This window comes from Actinacidiphila yeochonensis CN732 (genome assembly GCF_000745345.1).
In the GTDB taxonomy this organism is placed as follows: Bacteria; Actinomycetota; Actinomycetes; order Streptomycetales; family Streptomycetaceae; genus Actinacidiphila; species Actinacidiphila yeochonensis.
The window spans coordinates 748,697-766,893 of sequence record NZ_JQNR01000004.1 but is presented as its reverse complement, the minus strand read 5'-3'; the positions used below and the strand labels follow the sequence as shown (position 1 = coordinate 766,893).

At 74.4% G+C, this 18,197-nt stretch carries 15 protein-coding genes; 6 read left to right on the top strand and 9 right to left on the bottom strand.

The window, feature by feature from the left end:
• The first annotated feature begins 2 nt into the window (after positions 1–2).
• Genes BS72_RS09980 through BS72_RS09965 form a run of 4 tightly spaced genes read left to right on the top strand, consistent with a single transcriptional unit; the run spans position 3 to position 2,779 of the window.
• Positions 3–389: a roadblock/LC7 domain-containing protein gene (locus BS72_RS09980; protein WP_037909872.1), complete on the top strand. Its 387-nt coding sequence runs from the start codon at positions 3–5 to the stop codon at positions 387–389.
• Positions 386–745, top strand: a complete 360-nt coding sequence (locus tag BS72_RS09975) for a DUF742 domain-containing protein (protein ID WP_037908761.1) — start codon at positions 386–388, stop codon at positions 743–745. Before BS72_RS09980 ends, BS72_RS09975 begins: the two co-directional genes overlap by 4 nt.
• A complete protein-coding gene (locus BS72_RS09970) occupies positions 726–1,349 on the top strand; it encodes a GTP-binding protein (RefSeq protein WP_037908758.1) in 624 nt (207 codons plus the stop codon). Before BS72_RS09975 ends, BS72_RS09970 begins: the two co-directional genes overlap by 20 nt.
• Entirely contained in the window at positions 1,346–2,779 is a 1,434-nt protein-coding gene (locus BS72_RS09965; RefSeq protein WP_232792303.1) for a cytochrome P450, read from the top strand. The genes BS72_RS09970 and BS72_RS09965 overlap by 4 nt, the downstream gene beginning before the upstream one ends.
• A gap of 103 nt (positions 2,780–2,882) precedes the next feature.
• On the opposite strand, the gene BS72_RS09960 is transcribed toward BS72_RS09965, so the two are convergent.
• From BS72_RS09960 to BS72_RS09950, 3 genes are all read right to left on the bottom strand, one after another.
• Positions 2,883–4,040, bottom strand: coding sequence for a terpene synthase family protein (locus BS72_RS09960; RefSeq protein WP_232792302.1), 1,158 nt, complete (start codon positions 4,038–4,040; stop codon positions 2,883–2,885).
• A gap of 4 nt (positions 4,041–4,044) precedes the next feature.
• Positions 4,045–4,977, bottom strand: coding sequence for an SAM-dependent methyltransferase (locus BS72_RS09955; protein ID WP_051950889.1), 933 nt, complete (start codon positions 4,975–4,977; stop codon positions 4,045–4,047).
• Between the two features lie 306 nt (positions 4,978–5,283).
• Positions 5,284–5,838, bottom strand: coding sequence for a MarR family winged helix-turn-helix transcriptional regulator (locus tag BS72_RS09950; RefSeq protein ID WP_107498721.1), 555 nt, complete (start codon positions 5,836–5,838; stop codon positions 5,284–5,286).
• A gap of 453 nt (positions 5,839–6,291) precedes the next feature.
• Here BS72_RS09950 and BS72_RS38000 point away from each other — a divergent pair, with 453 nt between their 5' ends.
• Positions 6,292–6,891 (top strand): zinc-binding dehydrogenase, encoded by a 600-nt coding sequence (locus BS72_RS38000; RefSeq protein WP_232792301.1) that lies wholly within the window; start codon positions 6,292–6,294, stop codon positions 6,889–6,891.
• A 49-nt stretch (positions 6,892–6,940) separates the two neighbouring features.
• On the opposite strand, the gene BS72_RS09940 is transcribed toward BS72_RS38000, so the two are convergent.
• The 5 genes from BS72_RS09940 to BS72_RS09920 all read right to left on the bottom strand — a co-directional run bounded on the left by BS72_RS09940 (position 6,941) and on the right by BS72_RS09920 (position 14,350).
• The gene (locus tag BS72_RS09940; protein ID WP_078901197.1) at positions 6,941–7,507 is read right to left on the bottom strand and encodes a DUF4231 domain-containing protein; all 567 of its coding nucleotides are present in this window, start codon (positions 7,505–7,507) and stop codon (positions 6,941–6,943) included.
• Positions 7,508–7,729: 222 nt separating this feature from the next.
• Positions 7,730–8,251, bottom strand: a complete 522-nt coding sequence (locus BS72_RS09935) for a copper chaperone PCu(A)C (RefSeq protein WP_051950888.1) — start codon at positions 8,249–8,251, stop codon at positions 7,730–7,732.
• A gap of 273 nt (positions 8,252–8,524) precedes the next feature.
• Positions 8,525–9,541, bottom strand: a complete 1,017-nt coding sequence (locus BS72_RS09930; RefSeq protein WP_063836047.1) for an alpha/beta hydrolase family protein — start codon at positions 9,539–9,541, stop codon at positions 8,525–8,527.
• 322 nt (positions 9,542–9,863) lie between these two features.
• Positions 9,864–11,516 (bottom strand): M48 family metallopeptidase, encoded by a 1,653-nt coding sequence (locus tag BS72_RS09925; protein ID WP_037908756.1) that lies wholly within the window; start codon positions 11,514–11,516, stop codon positions 9,864–9,866.
• A gap of 419 nt (positions 11,517–11,935) precedes the next feature.
• Positions 11,936–14,350, bottom strand: coding sequence for a glycoside hydrolase family 32 protein (locus BS72_RS09920; RefSeq protein WP_037908754.1), 2,415 nt, complete (start codon positions 14,348–14,350; stop codon positions 11,936–11,938).
• Between the two features lie 421 nt (positions 14,351–14,771).
• Between BS72_RS09920 and BS72_RS09915 the strand changes: the two genes are divergently transcribed.
• A complete protein-coding gene (locus BS72_RS09915; RefSeq protein WP_051950887.1) occupies positions 14,772–15,851 on the top strand; it encodes a LacI family DNA-binding transcriptional regulator in 1,080 nt (359 codons plus the stop codon).
• A gap of 175 nt (positions 15,852–16,026) precedes the next feature.
• On the opposite strand, the gene BS72_RS09910 is transcribed toward BS72_RS09915, so the two are convergent.
• Complete coding sequence (locus tag BS72_RS09910) at positions 16,027–17,724, bottom strand: arabinofuranosidase catalytic domain-containing protein (RefSeq protein ID WP_063836015.1); 1,698 nt, start codon at positions 17,722–17,724, stop codon at positions 16,027–16,029.
• Positions 17,725–18,197 lie beyond the last annotated feature (473 nt).

The following is an 18,197-nucleotide window of genomic DNA, read 5'->3' as shown; positions in this document are numbered from 1 at the left end:
ACATGGACTGGATGCTCAAGGACCTGGCGGACAGCGTCCCGCAGACCCGGCACGTGATCGTGCTGTCCGCGGACGGTCTGAAGATGGCCCAGTACAGCACCGAGACCGACACCGCCGACCGGCTCGCCGCCGCCTGCGCCGGGCTGCAGAGCCTGGCCGCCGCGGTGGCGGCCGAGCTCCCGCACGGCAGCGGGCGGATGCGGATGCTGGTGATCGAACTCGACGGCGGGTTCTTCTACCTGATGGCCGCCGGCGCCGGCGCCTACCTCGCGGTCCTCGCCGACGAGGGCGTCGACGCCGGCCTGATGGGGCAGCGGATGCGCGACCTGGTGCTGAGGATCGGCGAGCACCTCAACAGTCCGCCGCGACACCAGCAGCCCACCGCGTGAGCGACGGGAGCCGTGGTTGGCAGGAGGACAGCCCGGAGCGGCTCTACGTCATCACCGGCGGGCGCAGCGGGCCTTCCACGCCCACTCCCCTGGACCTGGTCACGCTGGTCGTGGCCAGGTCCGCGCCCGCCCCGGGGATGCAGCCCGAGCTGGCGGCGATCCTCCGGCTGTGCCAGGCGCCCCTGTCGGTGGCCGAGGTCTCGGCGTACACGACGCTCCCGGCCAGCGTGGTCACCGTGCTGGTCAGCGACCTCCTCGCCAAGGACCAGGTGATGGTGCGCCCGCCGATACCCCCCGCCCAAATCCCGGAACAGGCATTGATTAAGGCAGTGATCGATGGACTTCAGAAGCTCTGAGCCGGTGCTCGCGGGGCCGCGGCCCGAGGACGTGCTGCCGGCCACGGCGGCCACGGCGGTCAAGGTGCTGGTCGTCGGCGGATTCGGTGTGGGCAAGACGACCCTGGTCGGCGCGGTGAGTGAGATCCGGCCGCTGAAGACCGAGGAGACGATGACCCAGGCCGGGATCGGGGTCGACGACACCGCGGGGGTCGAGGGCAAGACGCAGACCACGGTCGCCCTGGACTTCGGGCGGATCAGCATCAACAGCGAGCTGATCCTCTACCTGTTCGGCACCCCCGGCCAGGAGCGGTTCTGGTTCCTGTGGCGCGGCCTGTTCGAGGGGGCGCTCGGCGCGGTGGTCCTGGTGGACACCTCCCGGCTGGAGGTCAGCTTCGACGCGATGGGCCTGCTGGAGGAGCAGGGCATCCCGTTCGTCGTCGCGGTCAACGCCTTCCCGCGTTCGCCGCAGCACGAGGCGGCGGAGCTGCGGGCGGCGCTGGACCTGCCGGAGCACGTCCCGATCCACTTCTTCGACGCCCGCCGGCGGGAGGACTGCCGGGACATCCTGATCGCCCTCATGCACTACCTGCACTCCCTCGCCGCGACCCCGGAGGCATCGTGAGCACGTCCCCCGTTCCGCCGCCGGGCTGCCCGGCGCACCACGCCGGCCCCGATGCCGCCGGGCCCGGCGGCATCCGCCGGCTGTACGGTCCGGAGGCGGACGCCGATCCCAAGGCGCTGTACGAGAAGCTGCGGGCCGAGCACGGTCCGGTGGCGCCGGTGCTGGTCCACGGCGACCTGCCGGCCTGGCTGGTGCTGGGCTACCGGGAGAACCTGGAGGTGGCCCGTACGCCGTCCCGGTTCGCCCGGGACCCGCGTACCTGGCGGGACATGGCGCAGGGCAAGGTGCCGCCGGACCACCCGCTGGGGCCGATGGTCGTCTGGTGGCCGGTGGTGAACTTCACCGACGGTCCGGTCCACGAACGGCTGCGCGAGGCCGTCATGGACTCCCTCCAGGGCTTCGACCGGCGCGGCATCCGCCGTTACGTGACCCGCTTCACCCACCAGCTGGTCGACTCCTTCGCGGGCGCCGGCCACGCCGACCTGGTGGCGGAGTTCTCGTCCCTGCTCCCGACGCTGGTGATGACGCAGCTGATCGGCGCGCCGGAGGAGGCCGGGCCGCGGATGGCGCGGGCCGCGCTGGACATGGTCAACGGCACCGAGACGGCGCTGGAGAGCGACCAGTACGTCACCTCGGCGCTCCAGCAGCTGGTGGCGGCGAAGGCCGAGCGGCCCGGCCGGGACATCACGTCCTGGCTGCTGGCCCACCAGGCCGGGCTGGCGCACGAGGAGGTGCTCGCCCACGTCCGGGTGATCCTGATCGCGGCGGTGCAGACCACCGCGAACCTGATCGCCAACACGCTGCGGATGGTCCTCACCGACCAGCGCTTCCGCGCCAACCTCTCCGGCGGCCACATGACGCTGCCGGACGCGCTGGAGCAGGTGCTGTGGGACCGGCCGCCGATCAACACGGTGCTGGGCCGCTGGGCGACCGGCGACACGGTGCTGGGCGGCCAGCAGATCAGGGCCGGCGACATGCTGCTGCTCGGCCTGGCGGCGGGCAACGTGGACCCGGACCCGGAGATCCGCCCGGACCTCGCGGCGCCGGTGCACGGCAACCGGGCGCACCTGGCCTTCAGCGCCGGGCCGCACGAGTGCCCGGGCCAGGACATCGGCCGGGCCATCGCCGACACGGGCATCGAGGTGCTGCTGACCCGGCTGCCGGACCTGGAGCTGGCGGTGCCGGAGGACGAGCTGGTGCGCCAGGGCTCGCTGATGTTCCAGCAGCTGGAGGCGCTGCCGGTGACGTTCAGCCCGCGCTCGCCGCGGCCGCAGGAGGAGGACTCGGCCGAGCCGGAGCAGCCCGCTTCGGCCCCGCTGCCGCCGGCGGCCCGTGTCCCCGCGCCGCGGGTCGAGTCGGCGCCGGTGGCCGGGGTCCCCGCGCCGACCCCGGACCGTCCGTGGTGGCGCCGGATGTTCGGCGCGCGCTGAGCGGCGGATACGGCGGGCAGGACGGCGAAGGGGCCGCGCACCGGTGGGTGCGCGGCCCCTTCGCCGTCCTGCCCCGGCTCCGTGAGGCCGCCGGGTTCGGAGGTCAGTTCGTCAGCTGGTGCCACCACCAGGCGAACACCGGCAGGGGCGGCGGCCCCGGGTCGGGGTCGCTCGGGGTGTCGCGGTAGGTGACGGGGATACGGGAGCCCTCCACCGGCCAGGGGTTGCGGTTGCGCGGGCTGGCGTAACGCGGGGCCCGTGACTGCCATTCGATGCTCCCGGACACGTAGTAGCCGAGCGTGTCGAGGTAGCGGCGCAACGGCTCGTCGGCCGTGCGGGCGACCTGCTCCCGCAGCCGCACCATGAACGCCTGGACCCGGTCCCGCAGCGCCACGGCGTACGGCACCGCCTCCGCCGGGGTGCAGCCGTACTCGGCGGCGACGACGTTGACGAGGTTCTGCTCCCAGGGCTCCTGGTCGTCGTCCTTGTCGTACGAGAAGAGGTCGTTGTCGGCCGAGACGACGAACCCGGCGGCGTCGGTGAGGACCTGGACCGGCGCGGAGTACAGCGTGTCCGGCGGCAGGTGGATGCCGTGGGCGGCGTCGGACCAGGTGAGGGAGAACCGGGTGCCGTTGGCGAGGGCGCAGGCGGAGGTGAAGTCGGCCAGCGAGGGCATCACCCCGCGTTCGGAGTTGGCGGTCTGCCAGCCGGCGCCGAGCAGCCAGTCGCGCGCGCCCTCGGTGAACCGGCGCAGCTGGAACGGGGTGAGTGCGGCGCGGGTGCGTGCCACCAGGTCGTCGAGGGCGGTGGTCAGCGGACCGGGCGGCAGCATGGCCGAGCCGGGGGCCTCCAGCGCGCGGGCCAGCCGCACGCTGTGGTCGGTGATGGCGGCGGTGCTCACCGGCGTGTCGGCGGAGTCCTGCCAGTCGTCGACGGCGTTGGCCCAGTAGTTCCACTGCGCGAACAGCACCAGCGGCTCGACGTCGCCGCCGGGGATGATCCGGCAGGAGAAGTCGGCGCTGTGCGTGGCCAGGCCCCAGGCGCGCTCGGCGGCGTCGGGGTAGATCCCGAACCGGTCGGTCCACGCCACGGCCCGCTCGGCGACCTCCGCGGCCCGCGGGTGGACGAGGTACTCGTTGAACGGGCTGTAGAAGGGGGGAAGCTGCCCGATCCGGGAGGGCCGGGCGGCGGTCTGCGACACGTCCGGACCGGCGGGGCCGTCGGGGCCGGCCGCGGGGCGGGTGAGGGGTTCGGCGGACATCGCGTCAGCTCCTCTTCAGGCGGAAGAGCAGCAGCCGGGTCTCCATCGCGTGGTCGCGCCAGATCCGGAAGAGCTTGCCGTGCGCGATGGTCGACTCCCGCAGCCGGTCCCGGGACCAGGCCGAGGGCGGCTGCGCTGGGTCGCCGCCGGCCGCGGCGGCGCGCTCCACCCGGTCCAGCTCGGCGGTGTTCCAGGCCATCGACTGCACCCAGAACTCCGTCACCCGGTCGGTGACGTCCTCGTCCTGCTCCAGCTCGAACCCCGCGGCACGCGCGGCGGTGATGTACTCGGTGAGGGTGCCCAGCCGGGTCTTGTAGTAGCCGTCGATGAACTCGGTCCACTCGGGGCGGCACACGAAGTGCTCCTGGATGCCGAACCAGCCGCCCGGCCGCAGTGCGCGGCCCACCACCTCGAAGAGCCGCTCCCGGTCCATGTAGCCGGAACTCTCGTTGGCGTACGCGGCATCGTAGGCGCGCCGCTCGTCGAACTCGTGAACGTCGGCGTGCCGCGGGGTGACCAGGTGGGAAACTCCACCCTGCTGGGCGAACTCCTCGATGACGGAGACGTGTTCGGGGGCGACGGTGAGGCCGGTGACGTGGGCGCCGTGCTCCTGGGCCCAGTACAGGGAACCGCCGCCGACCCCGCAGCCGACGTCCAGCAGCCGCCCGGGCGGCATGTCGGCGGCGCCCCAGGTACGGGCGGCGTGGTCGATGATCGCCTCCTGCGAGGCCGCGATCCGCCGCTTGATGACGGTCTGGCTGACGGTGGTGTTCAGTCGGGCAGCGGGCTCGAAGAGCCCGACGTGGAAGTGGACGCGCGGTCCGGGTCCGTACTTGTGGATGATGTCGGCAGTCTTACGGCTGTAGTACAGCGGTACTTGGGATTCGTCGAATTCCCTGCCCGTGCCGGTGGGGTGGATGAGGGCGCTGCTGTCCATGGTGGGTTTTCCGGGTCCTCGTGAAGAGCGTGAGTGTCGACGCCAGACTCTGCCCCTTCTGGGCCGTCTGGACTGCTGAAATGATCAAACTCTGACGCTCGCCCGCCCGCAACTTCCATGTTTACCCGATAGATTCGCGCACCATACACACAACATCCGCCTGAGGTACTCCGGTCAGCGCCCAATCCTTCCGCCCGCGCCGGGCGTGCGGCACCTCTGCGGACCAACCATGCTGCCACGCAACGGGGTTGAGAGTTGCCGACACCCCGGGACCGCCCGGCCGCCGGTTCCGGGACCCGGCCGTCCTCACGTCGGCAGCAGTCCGCCGGCCGGGGCGGCCGCCAGGACCTTGGCGGCGAGTGTGCGCAGGATCTCGCCTTCGGCGGGGTCGAGGCCGGCGGTGAGCGCGGCCGCCTCGGCGTCCAGGGCGGCGGAGGCCCGCGCGGTGAGGTCGCGGCCCTCGGGCGTGAGGGCCACCAGCACCCCGCGCCCGTCGTGCGGCGAGCGCTCCCGCCGCAGCAGGCCGCGCTTCTCGGCCCGGGAGACCAGCCCGGTCATGGACGACTTGTCCAGCCCCAGGTGGCGGGCCAGCTCCAGCATGCCGGGGCGGCGGTCGCGCAGGATGCCGAGCAGGCGCATCTGGATCAGGGAGACGTCGTACTCGGCCGCCACCCCGGCCAGCACGCCCTGGACCAGGAAGGAGAGCTGGACCAGCGCGTCAGCGGTGGTCCTGGGCTCCCCCGAGCCGGGGGCGGAGGCGGAGTCACCGGCACGGCCCGGGTCGCCGACCGCGTCCGGGCCGCGGACGGGGTCCGGGTCGCCGGCGGGGTCCGGGTCGCCGGCGGGGTCCGTCGGGGCCATGGGTGCCACCTCTCGTGGTTGACGTAGTACGTGCCACAAACTACTTTCGGGTAGTACGCAGCACAAACCATATTCGGAGGCCGCCATGCCCACCATGCCCGCAGCCGTCGTCCGCTCCTTCGACGCCCCGCCCCGCTACGGCGCCGTGGAGCGCCCCGAGCCCCGCGGCGGGCACGAGGTACTGGTGGACGTGCTCGCGGCCGGGCTGCACCCCCGGGTGCGGTCGCAGGCCGACGGCTCGCACTACACGTCCGCGGGCACGCTGCCGCTGGTGCCCGGCGTCGACGCCGTGGGCCGCACCGCCGAGGGCGGCCTCGTCTACTTCGTGGCCCGGGACCACGGCCCGGGCACGATGGCCGCGCAGGCCGTCGTCGACCCGCGCCGCGGCGTCGCGCTGCCGCCGGGCACGGACCCGGTCGCCGTCGCGGCGGCGATGAACCCGGGGATGTCCTCGTGGGTGGCGCTGCGCCGCCGCGCCGGCCTGCGCCCGGCGCGTCGGTGCTGGTGCTGGGCGCCACCGGCGGCGCCGGGCGGCTCGCCGTCCAGATCGCCAGGCGGCTGGGCGCCGGCCGGGTCGTGGCGGCGGGCCGGAACCCGGAGCGGCTGGCCCTGCTGCCCGCGCTCGGCGCGGACGAGACGGTCGGGCTCGACGGCTCCCCCGAGGAGGTGGCCGAGCGCCTCGGCCGGGCGGCGGCGGACGTCGACGTCGTCCTGGACTACCTGTGGGGCGCCGTCGCCGAGCTGGCGCTGCCGGCGCTCCTCACGGCCCGCTCCGACCGGGCCGCGCCGCTGGCGTGGGTGGAGATCGGCTCCATGGCCGGAGCGGAGATCACGCTGCCTTCCGCCCTGCTGCGGAAGGCGGCGGTGACGCTCATGGGCAGCGGTCAGGGATCGGTCGCCACCAAGGACATCGTCGCCGAACTGCCCGCACTGGCCGCGGAGATCAGCTCCGGAACCCTGGCGGTCGACCCGGTCCCGGTCCCGCTGCCGGACGTCTCACGCGCCTGGTCGCTGCCGACCACGCCGGGGCAGCGCGTGGTCCTCGTCCCCTGACCAGGGCGCGGAAGAGGGTTGTCGGACGGCCTCCGGTCATGGCGCCCCGTCAGTTTCGCTGCCCCGGTGGGAGGTTGCGGGGCAGCGGCGCCTCTCCAGGGGCGTCAGCGGGCCGTCGGGCCTCCTGCCGGGAGTCCGCCACCAGCCGGGCCCACGTCGCCGTCTCCTGCTGCTGGACGCGGGTGACGGCGGTGACCAGCAGCCGGTCGCGGGTGGCGGGGTCGTCGTACGGCTCGGCCCCGATCCGGTACATCCGGCGTTCGGCCTCCACCGCCGAGCGGGCCCGGCCGAAGCGGGCGTAGTCGTCCTGCCAGTGGAAGAGCGGGCGCAGCCCGGCCAGGACGACGACGACCCCGCCGAGCACCGCCGGCCCGCGCGCGTCCCCGGGCCGGACGACGGCGGTCACCGGGATCGCGGCGGCGACCAGCAGGTGCAGCGTCTCGGCCGTCCGCAGCAGCCGTTTCGAGCGGGTCGCCGCCCGCTGGTACCAGCCGTGCACCTCGTCGGCCAGGGCCAGGGCGTACCGGGGGGCGTCGGCGTGCTCACCGTGGGGTGCGGGCGCCGGCGGCAGGGGCGCTCGCGGGCTGGACGGCGTCGGCGGTGTCGGTGTGGCCATGCCGCTCCCCCGGGTCCGCGCCACGCCCGGCGGGCAGCCGGGCCCGCCCGGTGCGGGTCCGGCGCGGCGCTCGCAGAGCCTCACGGTAGCGGATCGCGGTAGCGGACCGGCCCGGGCGGCGGGCAGCGGTACGGCGGCCGGGACGCGCCCGCCCGGGTACGCGGCGCCGGGGCGGCGGCACCCGGGACGCGCGGCACCACCTGCTGGCGTGCGGGCCGCCCGTCAGCTGCCGGCGACGACGGCGTCGAGGTGGACCAGGCCGGCCACGCCGAACTGGAGGGTCACCGGCAGGGTGTGCGCGGCGGTGACACCCTGGACCCCGGTCAGGCGGACGGTGGGGCCGGAGCCGCCGAAGGCGACGGTGGTGCCGGCCGGCAGCAGGATGCCCGCGTCCTGCATGGAGCCGTTGTCGCCGCTCGCCACGCCGGTCAGCACTCCCCGGCCGGCGTTCGGGGTCGCCACGAAGTCCAGGTGCTCGGGGGTGGTCTCCCCGTTGTGCACCGTCATCGTCAGCGTGCCGTTGCCGGCCGCGTCCAGGTGCGCGACGGCCGAGGTGACGTCCAGCTCGATGTCCCGCCCGTGCACCTCCACGCGCCCGGGCGTGTCCGCCGAGGCCGTCGTGGTCGCGGTGGCCGCGGTGGCCGCGTGCTGCGAGGAGGAGTGGCCGCAGGCCGCGGCACCGAGGAGCAGCGCGCAGCCGGCGACGGCGTACGGCGCTCGGCGGCCCGCCAGGAGTCCGTTCATCCCTCCATCATCCCAACCCCGATCCGGCCGCCGACCGGCAGGTCCCCCCGCGACCCGCCGCCGAGCCGCCGGGGGCGGCCCGGCAGGTCCCCTCCCGCGGTACGGCGGGACGGCCCGCGGCCGGGCCCGCGCAGCGCCGCCGCACGCGTCCGCGGCCCCCGCCCGCGCCGCCGTGGCGGCCCGCCGCTCTCCCCGTCCGTGACGCCCGGGGAGGGCGGCGGGCGCTCGACGCGCCCGAGGGCCGAGGGGCCGGGCCGGGTCACCGCCGGGCGGTCACAGCGCCAGCCCGTAGCCGGTGCAGGTGGGCTGGAAGCCCGGGTCGTCCGGGCCCAGGGCGTTCAGCACGTCCTGGAGTGCGGGGCCGTCCTCGAACATGCCGACGTGTCCGACCGGGTCGTTCGGGCACTGGTCCTGGATGAGGACGTCGCGCACGTCCGGCCCGTTGAGGAACGCGTGGGTGTAGGGGGTGACGACCTCGTCCTTGTCGGTCTCGACGACGGTGTACCGCGGGCCCGCCACCGTGTCGCCGTCGGCGAACAGCGACTGCTGGAAGTCCGACCCGTTCTCCTGCTCCTTGAGGCCGGGTGTCTGGAGCCAGACGAACGTGTCGTTGACGAACCCGAGCACGTCGAGCTCGTTGCCGAGGTCGACCAGGCCGTCCAGCGTGGTGCCGTGGTTGCTGGGCGCCAGCGCGACGAACCGGCGGACCTTCGCGGCGCCGCCCAGCCGCTTGAGGTAGTAGTTCGGCATCATGCCGCCCTGGGAGTGGCCGACCAGGTCCACCTGCGCGGCCCCGGTGCGCTGGCGCACCTGGTCGACGAACGCGCTGAGCGCCTGAGCGGACTGGGAGATCTCGCCCAACCCGCCGACCCGGCCCGCCGACAGCGCCGTCATGCCGTAGTTGAAGGCGTAGACGCAGTACCCGGCGTTGGCCAGCATGGGTGACAGCACGGCCCAGTTGGCGCCGAGGTCGACGAAGGTGGCGTGCACGAGCACCACCGGGGTGGGGTGGGCGGCACTGGGCTCGCAGCTCCAGTTGTTGGCGCCGGCCACCTGGTCGGGGCTGAAGAGGAAGTTGGACACGGCCGTGCCCAGGTCTCCCACGGGGTAGGTCTGCCGGTCCGCCACGGCGGAGGTGGCGGCGGAGGCCGTCGACGGCGCGGCGCCGAGGGCGGTGAGGGCGAGCACCGCTGCCACGGCTGCGGTCCTCAGGCGTCCGGGGACACGCGCGCGCGGCGCGCCGGCCGCCTCGGTGCGGACGGCGGCACTGCTCCCGCCGGTTCGGGTCAGTCTCACGGGTGCGGCTCCTTGCGGAAGGGGGGAGGACGCTCGGTCCCGCGCGCGTGCGGCAGTCGTCCTCCCGGCCCGCGCGCAGGGGGTGCGGTCGTGGAGTTACCGACCAGTAGAACGGTACCCCCGCAACCCGCCCGCGCCGCCCGGCCGTTCCCGGTTTCACCGCCCGAATCCGGGCCGCTCCGCTGCGGCGGGCACCACCGGCGGGTCCGCCGTTCCTGTCGCCCGTCCCTTCCAAGCCCTCTCTCGACCTGCCTCGGCTCCCCCTCGGCCCTCCCTCGGCCCTGGTCGATCCGCCCCCGCCGGTGAGCGGCGGCGGTCAGAGCAGCGCGCGCAGCGCCGACGTGTCCGGCTCGTCCGCCAGCGCCGCGTCGACCGCCTCGTCCATCCCCTTCTCCCAGGCTTCGGGCAGGGTGACGCCCGGGGTGCCGGTCCAGTCCGTGTCGGGCCGGGCCAGGCCGGCGTCGACCAGGCGGAGCAGGATGAGGCCGGCCAACGCGTTCCAGAGCGCGGGGCGGAGGACGTTGCGGGCCGAGGCGCCGGTGAGCCGGCTGGCCTGCGGCGGCCGGGGCATCCGGTCGGCCACGGCCGTCCAGAGCAGTCCGCCGTCGATCGCGGCGAGCACGGCGAGGAGTTCGTCGCCCACCGCCTCCGGCGGCGTCGGTTCGGCCTCGGACGACCGGGGCCCCTCGGCGGCCGCTGCCGCTGCCGGGGTGCCGGCCGCGTCACGACGGGTGTCCCGGGCGGCCGAGCGGCGCAGCCGTTCCATGGCCCCGCGCAGCGGTGCGGACTCCGTCTCCGCGTCGGCCACCGCCCGCGCCAGCACCAGCTCGGGCCAGGGCATGCGGGGCAGCCCCGGACTCCCCTGGCTCAGCACGTGGGGCTCCAGTGCCACCATGACGGCCGCCTCCCCGCGCAGCAGCGACAGCGCGGCGGGTGCCCCCGGGCTGTCGACCGGACCGGCCTCCGCGAGCGCCTCGACCGCCGCGACCCGCTCGGGAATCGGCGGGTGCGAGTCGTACGGGTGCGGCCTGGGCGGCCGCACGCCCGCCGCGAGGGCGACGAGCCCCTGCTCGCCCCGGGCGTCGAGCATCCGGCGGAAGCCGCCGACGACCTCGCCGGCCGGCGGCAGGGCCCCGACCGGCGCTCCCAGGCCCGCCCACGTGTCCGTGTACCAGGTGTGGGCGGCGTCGAGCAGCGGAAGCCGACGCAGCGCGCCGGCCGTGACGTCCCGGCCGACCCGCTCCGCCGCCACCCGGTCGGCCGCGAACTCCTGCTGCCGTGCCACGGACTCCGAGGCCCGCAGGACGTACCGGCCGTAGCCCGCGTACAGGTTGCCGACAACGGCCTGAATCCGGCCGAGCCTGGTCAGCGCGAGGTCGGCGGCACCGGCGCGGAACGCCTCCACCGTGGTGCGCATGACGGTGTACGCGCGTACGGTGACCGCCGTCAGCCGGGTGTCGTGGTGGCTGAAGTGCCCGAACTCGTGGGCCAGTACGGCACGCAGTCGCGGCTCGGTGAGCCCGGCCAGCAGCGGGACGCCGATCCCCAGTGTCCGCGGGCCGGGCAACAGGCCCAGCAGTCGGCTGTGTTCGCTCACCGAGGCGTTGACCTCCCCGGTCAGCACCAGCTGCCGAGGCCCTTCGGTGCCGGCGTCCAGCGCCGACTGCCGCACCAGCAACCACAGTTCGGGCTGCTCGTGCTCGGTGACGACCAGCCCCGGCGGCGTCGTGGCGCGCCGACCAGCGGTCAGGGAGACCGCCATGCCCCTCACCACCGGAACCGCGAGGGTCAGCGACGCGATCAGCACGATGCCGGTGCAGTAGCCGTACCGGTCGGAGTGGCGCCCGCTGAACAGCCCGGCCAGCAGGAGCCAGTCGACGGTGCCGAGCACGGCCAGCAGCACGACCCCCATCAGATAGAAGCCGGCCAGTAGGACAAGAGCGCGCAGCGCGCGCAGTGGAAGACTCATCGCGATCCCCCCCGGGCATCCGCCGCTCCACACCCCGTCGGCGCGGCTGCGGCCGCACAGTGTACGGCCTCCGGACGACCGGCACTGGCCATGCCGGTGCGCCTCCGTTTCACCGGCTGTCCACCGAACGGCCGTGCTGGCGGCGGGATTTCACGTGCCGTCCACCTGCCGTACGGAGGGCCGGTGCGGCCGTCCCCGGTGTCACCGGCACGGACGCCGACGCGGCCCGGCCGACCGGACGCCGGCGCGCGCGGCACCCGGCCCCGAGCCGCCCCGTCCCGCCGGTGCGGCCGTCGGACACGGGCGGACCGGCGGGCACGGACCAGCGGGGCGGCGGGGCGGCGGGACGGGATGGCGGGACCGGGATGGCGGGATCGGGTTGGCGGGACGGACGGGAGGTCAGGCGGGGGCCGCGGCGGTCAGGAGATCGCCAGGTTCTGCGCGACCGTGTTGCCCGCGTACGCGTTGACCCCGAAGAAGCCGCTGCCGTACGCGTCGTCGGTGGCGTCGATCACCGGGTCGGCTCCGTTGTCCAGCCACACCCGGATGCGCGGGCCGTCGGCCTGGACCTTGAGGTGGTAGGTGCGGCCCTCCACGATGGACGCGTCGTGCACGGCGATGTCCTTGCCGGGCCGCCACAGCTTGACCACACCGTTGGTGTCGATGGTCGCGGTGTAGCCGACGCCGTCCGCGCCGGCCCGGAAGGTCAGCCCCGTGGCGGTGCCGTTGGTGACGGAGAGGTCGCCCTGGTAGGTGAAGTCGGTCCCGGTGCGGTCGCTGAGGTAGAAGCCGTCCTGCGACGAACTGCCGTGCAGTCCCTGCGGAGTGACCGTCCAGGTGCCGCTGTGCGGGGTCCACCGGCCGGCCGGGAAGGCGGTGAGGCCGGCTGTTCCGGTGTTCAGGTTCTGCACGGTGGCCTGGCCGTTGAAGACGTTCACCCCGTAGCGGCCGCTGGTGTAGGCGCTGTCGGTCGCGTCGATCACCGGGTCGGCGCCGTTGTCCAGCCACACCCGGATGCGCGGGCCGTCGGTCCGGACCTTGAGGTGGTAGGCGCGGCCCTTGCTGATGGGGGTGGAGTACACAGCGATGTCCTTGCCGGGCCGCCACAGCTTGACCACGCCGTCGGCGTCGATGTTCGCGGTGTACCCGGTGCCGTCGGCGCCCGCCCGGAAGGTCAGCCCGCCGGCCTGCGCGGTGTCCAGGGTGATGTCGCCCTGGTAGACGGCGTCGGCGCCGCTGCCCGCACTCAGGTAGAAGCCGTTGCCGGTCGCGGTGCCCTGCTTGCCGCCGCCGGTGTCGGTCCACTGGCCGCCGGCCGCGTGCCAGGGGCCGGCGACGTCGCTGGCCAGGGTGGACTCGCCGGTCCCCCAACTGGTGTTGAGGCGGGTGAAGGTGGCGCTGTCCAGCTTCACGTTGCCGCCGGTGGCGAAGAGCCGGATGCCCTGGCTGTCGGCGGCGGAGTCGAAGTCGACGTTGTCGGAGAGGGAGTAGAGCCCGCCGTCGGCGTAGATCTCCAACTGCCCCCGGTCGACGAGGATCTGCAGGGTGATCTCGCCGTGATCGGGGGCGAGCGGCTTGCCGCGCAGGGTCTGGGCGGCGGTGTCGTAGACGACGCTGCTGTCGGCCGATCCGTCGGAGCGGGCGTGCAGGTCGAAGCCGAACCGCGCGGCGGTGGAGTGCGAGACGTCGAACCGCGCGGTGATCTCGTAGGTGTCGGCCTTGATGGAGCTCAGGAGGTTCCCTGAGCCCGCGCCGATCGTCCGGTCCTTCCAGCTCTCCGTCTCGGACGCCAGCGAGGACAGCGCCGGGATCGGGGTGCGGGTGACGCGCGGGCCGTCGGGGGTGCTGACCAGGCCGAGGTCGACGGGGAAGGTGGCGTCGCCGGTCCACGTGCTGCCCTGGTTGCCGCCCTGCCAGGCCATCTGGACGATCTTGCCGTCGGGGGTGTTGGTGAAGGTCTCGGGGGCGTAGAACGTGCCCCCGGCGTAGGTGGTGCCGAGGTTCATCGCCTGCGGCTGAGTCCAGTCGGTGTGGAAGGTCGTACCGTCGAAGGACCCCACGACGTACTCGCCGGAGGCCGAGGTGAGCACCCACTCCTGCTTCCTCGCGTCACCGTCGAGCGGCAGCGGGTACATGTCGGGGCACTCGAAGAGCCAGGACCCCTGGTAGCGGCTGGCGAACGTCCAGTGCAGCAGGTCCGGCGAGGTGTAGAAGCTGACGCCGTTGCCGTCCTGGTCGGACCAGACCACCATCGTCCAGCGCTTCCGGTCCGTGTCCCAGAACACCTTCGGGTCGCGGCTGTCGGCGGCGGGGACGGTGATCTGCTTGGCGCCGTGGTCGTATGCCTGGAAGGTCTGGCCGTTGTCGTTGCTGTAGTAGACGCTGACACCGTCGGTGTTGGAGAAGACCACGATCGGGTCGTACACACCGGTCTTCAGCCCCGAGGTGTCGTGCGTGTCCACCACGCCGCCCCCGGACCAGAGGTCGCCCGGCTGCACGCCGGGCTCCATGGCGATCGGCTTCTGCGTCCAGTGCACCAGGTCGGGGCTGGTCGCGTGGCCCCAGTGCATGGTGTCCCAGGCGAGGCCGTGCGGGTTGTTCTGGTAGAAGAAGTGGTACTCCCCGTTGGCGTACACCAGTCCGTTGGGGTCGTTCATCCACCCCGACTGCGAGCTGAAGTGGAACTGGCCGCGGAACGGCTCGCTGTAGGTGGTCGGCTGGTAGGGGAACTCCGGGTAGTCCCAGGCGGTTCCGGCGGTCGCCGGGGTGCCCGGCAGGAAGACGGCCAGGCTCGCGGTCAGGGCGGCGAGCAGCATCCAGGCTATGCGGCGCATGTGCACCCACTCTCTGGGAGGTCCTCGGGCGGACGCGGCGGAGCCACCCGCCGGGCGGCGACCGGAGGCGGCCAACGGAACTGTCATCGTTGACACATGTCATCGCTGACAGCACGCGACAAAGCGAGATGATGGCCATTGTGCGTGCACACGTCAACAGCTTGGACGGAACGATCACCCGCCCGGGAAGCCTCCAACGGCCCTGTGCCGTACGGGGTTCGCGACCCCGACAGGCCGGCGGCCGACCCGGCGGGCACTCTCCGCGCCCGGTCTACGGGGGTACGGTCGTGCCGGACGGCGACGGGCGGCCCCGGCAGGCGGGGGCGGCCTCAGCCGGCCGCCAGGCATCCGACACAGCCCGCGGCTCCCGGCACGAGGCACGCTCCGGGCCTCGCGGACGCACACACAGAAGAGGTGGTCCATGGCGCCCAGCCGCCGCCCGACCCTCGCCGACGTGGCCCGCGAAGTGGGGGTCAGTGCCAAGACCGTGTCCCGGGTGCTCAACGAGGACGGGCCGAGTTCCCCGGAGACCAGGAAGCGGGTGCTGGCCGCGGTGGCCCGGCTCGGCTTCCAACCCAACCTGATGGCCCGCAGCATCCGCGTCGGCGGCCCGGACACCACGGTCGGGCTGGTGGTGCCCGACCTCGGCAACCCGTTCTTCGGAGCGGTGGCGGGCGGCATCGAGGACGTGGTCAACGACCGCGGCCTGACCCTGCTCATGGGCTCCTCCGACGAGGACCCGGAACGGGAGCAGGCGCTGACCCGCACGTTCCTGGCCCGCCGGGTCAGCGTGCTCATGGTGGTGCCGTCGGTCGGGGCGGACCACGCGCACCTCAAGGCGCACCGGGCGGCGGGCCTGCCGGTGGTCTTCCTGGACCGCCCGGGCAGCGGCCTGGCCGCCGACACCGTGGTCAGCAGCAACCGGTCCGGCACCCGGGAGGGCGTCGCCCACCTGGTCGCGCGCGGCCACCGCAGGATCGGCTTCGTCGGCGACCTGCCGACCCGGCTCTACACCCGCCGGGAGCGGCTGGCCGGCCACCGGGAGGCACTGGCCGCCGCGGGGCTGCCGTACGACCGGGCGCTGACCGCCAACGCGCACGATCCGGCGGGGGCGGCACGGGCCGTGGCGCGCCTGCTGGCGCTGCCCGATCCGCCCACCGCGCTGCTGTCCGGGAACAACGTGATGACGACGGGCGTGGTGGCGGAGCTGGCCCGGACCGGCCGCAGGGACGTGGCGGTGGTCGCCTTCGACGACGTGCCGATGGCCGCGGCCCTCGACCCCGGGCTCACCGTGGTCGCCCAGGACCCGGTCGCGATGGGCGAGGCGGCGGGTCGCACGGCGGTGGAGCGGCTGGCGGGCGACCGCTCCCGGGCCCGTACCGTCACGGTGCCCACCCGCCTGATCCCCCGCGGCTCCGGCGAACTGCCGGCGCCGCGGGGGATCGGCCGCGGACCGCGCGAGGCCGCCCGGGGCCCGTCCTCACACGCGCGGGTCGGCTGAGCGGTGCCGCGTCGCCGCGAGCGCGGGGACGGGGACGCGCGCGGGCGCGGGACGCGCGGGGGACGGGACGGGGACGGGGACGGGGACGGGGACGGGGGACTGTTCGGCGGAGGCGTGCCCGACCCGGCCTTGCGAGGCGCGGGTCGGGCGCGTTCGGCTCCTGGCCCCCGCGCGGTTACGCGCGGGCGCCCTGGTCCTGCCGGCCCCGTCCGGTCGCGGGACGCGGCTCGTGCCGGGCGGCGTGTCCCGGCCGCGAGGAGTCCGGCCGGTGCGCCGGCTGGTGGGCCGAGCGGTGCGAGGGACGGTGGGACGGATGGTGCGCGGGCCGGCGCACCGCGGGGCTGGAGGTGTACTCGGGTTGGTTCAGGGTGAAGTGCTGGGCCGCGGCGCCGTCGCAGTCCCAGATCTGGAGCCGGGTGCCGTTGGCGGTGGCGCCGCTGGGCGAGTCCAGGCAGCGGCCGGACTGCGGGTTGAGCAGCGACCCGTCGGCCTGCTGCACCCACTTCTGGCCGCCGGCGCCGTCGCAGTCCCACAACTGCACCTTCGTGTTGTTCGCCGTGCCGTTGCCCATGATGTCCAGGCACCGCCCCAGTGTCTCCAGGGAGTTGTCGGCGTTGTGGGTCCAGTGCTGGTCCACGGCGTACGACTGGCACTGCCACAGCTGGACCGCGGTGTGGTCGGCACCGACGTCGTCGCCGGCGACGTCCACGCAGGTGCTGCCCGGTCCGGTGACGGTGCCGCCGTAGATGCCGCTGCTGTTGCCGGCGTAGCCGGCCGCGACGATGTTGGCCTGGACGGCGTTGTCGGCGGCGTCCGTGGCGAAGCCGGAGGTCATCACGCCCTCGAAGAAGGACCCCGCGGCGGCGTTGCTGTTGTCGCCGCCGGTGCCGAGCACGATGGAGCCCTCAAGCTGCATCGGGGTGTAGCCGCCGGCGGGCAGCGGCCCGTTCCACCACGTCGACAGCGGCCCTGTCTGGGAGTTGCCGCCTTTGAGGGCGAACGCGGTCTGGCCGTTGTTCTTCAGCAGGGCGGTCACGAACGGGCTGGCGTTGCCGAGGTCGGCCGGATTGTTGCCGCTGCCCTGGTAGAGGCCGTTCTCCAGGTCGCCGGCCACCCACGGCCCGGCCCCGGTGCACGGCGGGTTGTGGCAGCGCTGGCCCAGGTAGACCGCGTCCATGTGGCCGTTGCCGGTGTCGGTGACGGTGTGCTCGGCGTTGCCGTAGTCGAAGCAGCAGCCGTTGTTGACGTGGGTGCCGCTGGCCACCATGTACATCGACTCGGCCTGGCCGCCCACGGCGACGCCGGCGGCGTCGGTGTGGCGGTAGCCGACGCCCGGGGACACCAGCACGCCGTAGGCGCGGTGGCCGGAGACGGTCACCGGCAGCGCGTCGGCGTCGGCACCGTGGTCGGCCGCGCCCTGGGTCCCGGCCGGCTCGACGGTGAGGTCGTTGTGGCGCGGCGACTGGTCGTAGATGCGGGTGATGGTGCAGTCGGTGCCGGCGCAGAAGGCGTCCTGCGCCGCCGCGTCGGCGTAGCCCCCGGCCGCGAGCACGCCGATGTCCTTCGTGGTCCCGTCGGAGACCCGGGTGACCTGGTAGAGCGGGCCGTCGTACGACGCGTACAGCGCGCGGACGGTGCTGTCGGCGGAGACACAGGCGGTCCCGGCGGCGCCGTAGATGTCGCAGGGCCGCGTGCCGGCCGCCTGGGCCGCCGCAGGCAGCAGCCCGACACAGGCGAGGACGAGGGCGAGGACCGATCCGGCGGCCAGCAGCAGCCGCAGCGGGCCGGACCGCCGGGCGCGGGAGCCCGGTGGGGCGGGTTGGGGACGGGAGGCCGCCGCGGACGTGACGGCAGGGGGACGTTTTCTGCGCATGGCGTGATGCTCCAGGCGGAGTCGGAGGGAGGTGCGCGTGTCGGAGAACGCGGAAGAAGGCCGTTCACTGCGCGGCGGCGGCGCGCGAGGACGGGCGTACGGGCGGCGGCCGGTCGTGGCGGTCCGCGCCTGACCGGACACCGTACGCAGTGCCGATCGCGGCCGTCAACCTCCTCGTCTCGACAGCCTGTATGACGCTGCGTCACATCACGTACCGGGGTGGCGTGCCCTCGGCTGGCGGCCCGTGCCGTACCCGTGCGCGCCCGGTCGGACCTTGCCGCCTCCGCTGACCAGGTGTAATGCTGCGTCGGCGGGGCGTGGAGGGGGATCGCGACGGGCGTACCGCGCGCCGGCGGGCCGCGGAGACCGACCCGCCGCCCCACGCTCGCCCGCACCCCCCCGCGCGGACGCGAAGAGCCGCGACCCCGTCCCCGAACCCGAATCCCAGCCGACCCGGGGCCCGCCCCGGCCGA

What these genes read in the sequence shown, in the direction of transcription:
- BS72_RS09950 (WP_107498721.1), bottom strand. Translation starts at nt 5,838, where the DNA reads ATGGCCCCGACGGACCCCGCCGGCGACCCGGACCCCGCCGGCGACCCG.
- BS72_RS09910 (WP_063836015.1), bottom strand. Translation starts at nt 17,724, where the DNA reads ATGCGCAGAAAACGTCCCCCTGCCGTCACGTCCGCGGCGGCCTCCCGT.
- BS72_RS09915 (WP_051950887.1), top strand. Translation starts at nt 14,772, where the DNA reads ATGGCGCCCAGCCGCCGCCCGACCCTCGCCGACGTGGCCCGCGAAGTG.
- BS72_RS09955 (WP_051950889.1), bottom strand. Translation starts at nt 4,977, where the DNA reads ATGGACAGCAGCGCCCTCATCCACCCCACCGGCACGGGCAGGGAATTC.
- BS72_RS09960 (WP_232792302.1), bottom strand. Translation starts at nt 4,040, where the DNA reads ATGTCCGCCGAACCCCTCACCCGCCCCGCGGCCGGCCCCGACGGCCCC.
- BS72_RS09935 (WP_051950888.1), bottom strand. Translation starts at nt 8,251, where the DNA reads ATGAACGGACTCCTGGCGGGCCGCCGAGCGCCGTACGCCGTCGCCGGC.
- BS72_RS09940 (WP_078901197.1), bottom strand. Translation starts at nt 7,507, where the DNA reads ATGGCCACACCGACACCGCCGACGCCGTCCAGCCCGCGAGCGCCCCTG.
- BS72_RS09925 (WP_037908756.1), bottom strand. Translation starts at nt 11,516, where the DNA reads ATGAGTCTTCCACTGCGCGCGCTGCGCGCTCTTGTCCTACTGGCCGGC.
- BS72_RS09980 (WP_037909872.1), top strand. Translation starts at nt 3, where the DNA reads ATGGACTGGATGCTCAAGGACCTGGCGGACAGCGTCCCGCAGACCCGG.
- BS72_RS09970 (WP_037908758.1), top strand. Translation starts at nt 726, where the DNA reads ATGGACTTCAGAAGCTCTGAGCCGGTGCTCGCGGGGCCGCGGCCCGAG.
- BS72_RS09920 (WP_037908754.1), bottom strand. Translation starts at nt 14,350, where the DNA reads ATGCGCCGCATAGCCTGGATGCTGCTCGCCGCCCTGACCGCGAGCCTG.